The sequence below is a fragment of the uncultured Pelagibacterium sp. genome (assembly GCF_963972885.1).
Taxonomy (GTDB): domain Bacteria; phylum Pseudomonadota; class Alphaproteobacteria; order Rhizobiales; family Devosiaceae; genus Pelagibacterium; species Pelagibacterium nitratireducens.
In genome coordinates this window covers 1-4088 of record NZ_CAXAXY010000152.1, presented here as the reverse complement: position 1 = coordinate 4088, position 4088 = coordinate 1, and the positions used below count along the sequence as shown (strand labels likewise).

Annotated in this window: 5 protein-coding genes; all 5 read right to left on the bottom strand. The window is 61.1% G+C overall.

Annotation, left to right across the window (positions count from 1 at the left end; translation table 11 throughout):
* Positions 1–165: 165 nt before the first annotated feature.
* The 5 genes from AACZ55_RS15685 to AACZ55_RS15665 all read right to left on the bottom strand — a co-directional run bounded on the left by AACZ55_RS15685 (position 166) and on the right by AACZ55_RS15665 (position 3839).
* Complete coding sequence (locus AACZ55_RS15685) at positions 166–852, bottom strand: VTT domain-containing protein (RefSeq protein WP_339647594.1); 687 nt, start codon at positions 850–852, stop codon at positions 166–168.
* Positions 853–862: 10 nt separating this feature from the next.
* On the bottom strand, positions 863–1288 hold the full coding sequence (locus AACZ55_RS15680; protein WP_339647592.1) for a DUF6010 family protein: 426 nt from the start codon (positions 1286–1288) through the stop codon (positions 863–865).
* 97 nt (positions 1289–1385) lie between these two features.
* Positions 1386–1772, bottom strand: a complete 387-nt coding sequence (locus AACZ55_RS15675; RefSeq protein ID WP_339647591.1) for a DUF302 domain-containing protein — start codon at positions 1770–1772, stop codon at positions 1386–1388.
* 172 nt (positions 1773–1944) lie between these two features.
* Positions 1945–2577 carry a calcium-binding protein gene (locus AACZ55_RS15670; RefSeq protein WP_339647589.1) on the bottom strand — a complete coding sequence of 211 codons (633 nt, stop codon included), beginning with the start codon at positions 2575–2577 and terminating at the stop codon, positions 1945–1947.
* A gap of 356 nt (positions 2578–2933) precedes the next feature.
* Positions 2934–3839, bottom strand: coding sequence for a DMT family transporter (locus AACZ55_RS15665; RefSeq protein WP_339647588.1), 906 nt, complete (start codon positions 3837–3839; stop codon positions 2934–2936).
* Positions 3840–4088 lie beyond the last annotated feature (249 nt).

The window sequence follows — 4088 nt, the reverse complement described above, 5'->3', positions numbered from 1 at the left end:
AATTCTCAGTGACAATTTAGGGGGCTACCGGGTCAGTTCTCAGTGACAATCAACAGCGTCCGGTTCGCCAGATGCCAGCGACAGGTCCGGCGCAGTTCCCGCCTCAGGCACCAGCGCACCGTCCTCCAGTGGAACGGCGCGGGTTGCTGCGGTGATGTGCGCGGGTCAGTCATGCGCTGCCTCCTTACGGCGCTGCTCCCTGATTGCCACGACGACAAGCGGGGTCAGGGTCAGCACGCCCAGTCCGACGGCCGCCCAGGCGGCCCGCCCGGGCTCGCCGCTGACCGCTTCGTTGCCGAAATGGGCCAGGATGAAACTGGCCGGGATGATTCCGGCGAGGGTCGCGAGGGCGAACCGCCAGAAGTGGAGGCAGCTCAGCCCGGCGGCGGAGCTCACGATATCGAACGAGATGAAGGGCATCAGCCGACTGGCGAACACCGTGAACGTCAGCGCGTTCTGCGAGCCCAGCCACCCCCTGTCCACGCTGTCGCCGAGCCACCTGGTCAAAACGTCCCGGCCGAGGAGCCTCGCCAGCGCGAAAGCCACCATCGCGCCCAGCTCGGCCCCGATGACGATGTAAATGGTGCCGATCGTATGGCCATATGCCGCACCCGCCGCGAGGGCGATGGGGGCGCTCGGTATCGGCGTCGCGACGATGGCGACCGTCATCAGCAGGATGATGACGGTGGGCCCCCATGCACCTGCGGCATTCACCCAGGCCGAGACCCGTTCGCCGCTCAGGCTTTCGACGAGCCCGGAGAGTGGGCCGAGAAACAGCGCCGCGACGGCCGCAATGAGTACGGTCGCCACGGCGATCTTCACGATGGTTCGGACGGGGATGCCATGCGCCAACAAACGGGCCTCATTCCAGATAAAGTACAAGAAAGAACGCGGCGGCGAGCAGGTCGAAGACGACGCAGAAGGGGATGTACCATTTCGGCACGGGCGCGCCGAACGCCCCGTTGTGGTGCAGCAGGTCCCAGACGGCATGCGCCGCCAGCCCGAGCGGCAGCGCGAGCGGGGACCACAGCAAGCCGGCCAGCGCCACGATGGCGTAGAAGATGGCGACGCCAAGCTCCATCCAGAAGATCCGTGTGGCACCGTCGGACGCGCCGAAGCCGATATAGGTCCCCCCGATCAGGGCCAAGGTCAGGGCCGCGATCGCCACCGAGACGTCCTCGCTCACCAGCAGGTGCACCGGCGCGAAGGCGAGGAACAGCCCTGCCCCGACGGCGCTCGGCCCCAGCGTTCGGACAAGGGTCCAGGTCCGGGTTTCGTCGGTTGTCATCTTGCGGGTACCCCATTTTAACTGGTCGATTCGGCGGTTCCATTTAACCATAGAGATTCCAGCAGCTGGAAGGTCAAGGTCTGATGCCGACGCGCCGTCAGGCGGCGTTGACCACTGCTCGCATAATGTCACGAACTTCACCCGCGACCCCGTGCAGCGCATTGCTTTCGATGGCCTGCATGGATGCCACCGGGTCGATGGCACTGATCTCGGTGCCGCCTTCGACGTCTCGAAGGACGACATTGCAGGGCAGCATCGCGCCAACGCGCGGCTCGATTTCGATGGCCTTGTACGCCATGTCCGGGTTGCAGGCCCCGAGGATGCGATAGGGCGCCATGTCGGCACCAATCTTGTTCTTCATCGTCGCCTTGACGTCGATCTCGGTCAAGACGCCGAAGCCTTTCTCGGCCAGCGCCTCACGGACTCGGGATTCCGCTTCGTCGATATCGGCGCCTTGCAGAGTGCGATCATAGGTATAGCTCATTGCGATTGCCTTTTCGCTCGCTTGGACAGGTATTTAACCAGTGCCAAGACCCCCAGCACAGCCAATACGAAGATGAGCAGCATTCACAGGCCGCCCATTCCAAAACCCATCATGTCGATTTCCTGTTTCGGGAGTGGCGACAGCACCGGCCCGGGGGCCGGCGCCGCTATCCTCAGTTGCTGCCGGTGCCGCCGGAATTGCCCATGCCGGAGCCCATGCCGGAGCCCATGCCCTGGCCGCTGCCAGCTTGGCCCTGCTGCATCTGGCCCATGCCGGAACGCATCTTCTTCATGCGCTCCATCTTCTTGGCCGGGGCGGTCATTTCATCGCCGGTGATGGCGCCGTCTCCATCCGCGTCCAGATGCTGAAACCGGTCGACCATCTTCTCGCGGATCATCGCGCTGTGCAGCGCCTCGAACTCGGCGATGGACAGCGTGCCGTCACCATCGCTATCATATTCGGACAGTTTGGCCTGCAGCTGTTCCCGCATCTCCTGCAGCGTCACGTTGCCGTCACCATCGGCGTCGAGCATCGGCATCATGCCGCCGCCGTGGCCGCCCATCATGCCGCCATCCATCATGTCGCCATGCATGCGGTGCATCTTCATCATCATCTTCATCATGCCGGGCATGTCGCCCATCCCGGGCATATCGCCCATCATGCCGGAGCCGTCGCCCTGCATCATCATTCCACCTCCGGCGGGTTTGGGTTTGGAACCATGACCATGGTCGTTTTGCGCATAAGCGGCCCCACCGAGCGCGGTTGCAGCTACCACCGACAGGGCGAGAAATGAGTGTCGAAACATGGTGATCTCCTTTATTGCTGAATCACCACCCCGAGGTATGATTTACAAAGGCCCGGGTCAGCTGGTGCCTCCAGACTTTGGTGTAACGTTTTGTATCGAAATGCTGGGCAGAAGTTCCTCACACGGATTCGATTCGCGCTTCCAAAGACAACTCTGGCACTCGAATCCGAATGACCAAACTGGCTTTTCTTGAACCCCCACAATTGCCGGGCCTCGCCTTCACCGAGCGCCAGTGAGAACGTGCACAGCGGGCCAACATCACAGAGCTGACCAATCGCCTGCTTAAACGGCTTAGCGATCTGGTAGGTAGCGAGGGGCGTGGCAGCGGCCTTACTCGTCAAGCTCCACAGCGCTTGTCACTCTGCGCACTGACAGGGGTGGGCCGCTATATCGGGCCGATCACGGGTCATCATCCGCGTCAGCAGAAACCCGGCCAAAAGCAACAGCGCGCCACCATAGATCATGCCCTTGGCCGGGACCTCGGCAAAGACCAGAAAACCCAGTGTACTCGCGACGACAGGTGAGACGATGATGTCGACGAGGGAATAGACGTTCGCATTTAACGTCTTTAGGACGATAGAGATTCCGAAATAAGCAAATCCCGTAGATACCAACCCAAGCGCCAGCGCCCATACACCAGCCGGTACGATGATGCCCAGCCTCTTGTTTTCCGCCATGCCCAGCACATCTCCGGTGCCGTAGATCAACAGCGCCGGCGAGAGGACAATAGCCGCCGTCAGCATCGACCACGCGATATCGTTGCCCGTCTCTGACTTACCCTCGTATCGCATGTAGGTGATCATCGCCGCATAGATCGCGCCGTCGGTAAGCGCGACGAGATTGCCGATCAAGTATCCACCTGAGAGGGGTTTGGCGAGCGCGATGCCGACGATGGCGATACCGAAAACGAGAACGTGGCCGAAGCCTGCCTTCTCGCCGAGGAACATCGCCGAGAATATGAACGTAAAGAAGGGTGCCACGCTCCAGAAAATGACGGCATTGGCGATCGGCACCAGCGTCATGGCGTAGTTGAAGACACTGATCTGCGTCGCGATAAGAACACCGATGACGATGGTGTCCTTCAAATTCCCCCAGGGCAGGCGGATCGGTCGGCCGGTGGCGACTGGCAACGCGAGCATCAGGAAGGCGGCCGCTGTCAGGATCGCGTAGAAATTCAACGTCTGAATCGGGATTCTGCCGTCGGTCAGCTTGACGAAGACACCGATCGTCGCCTCGGACAAGGTGATCAGAAGGAGAAGCAATATAGTTTTCATATCTGGTTGCCGATCTGGCTAAGAGCATGGCTAGGCGACGCGCAAAGCGGCCCAATTAATCCAGGAATTTCGCAGCCCGGCAGTCATAGATGCGCATCGGGTGCGGTCAGGCCTGATTGTGGTTCGCGCCCGCAGTTGTGTCGATGGCTTCTGCACCGCTTTCATCGAGGCAGAGGTCCTCCACCTGCAAGGTGATGAAAAAGAAGCCAAAGCGCTTGCGCAACATATTATGGGCTG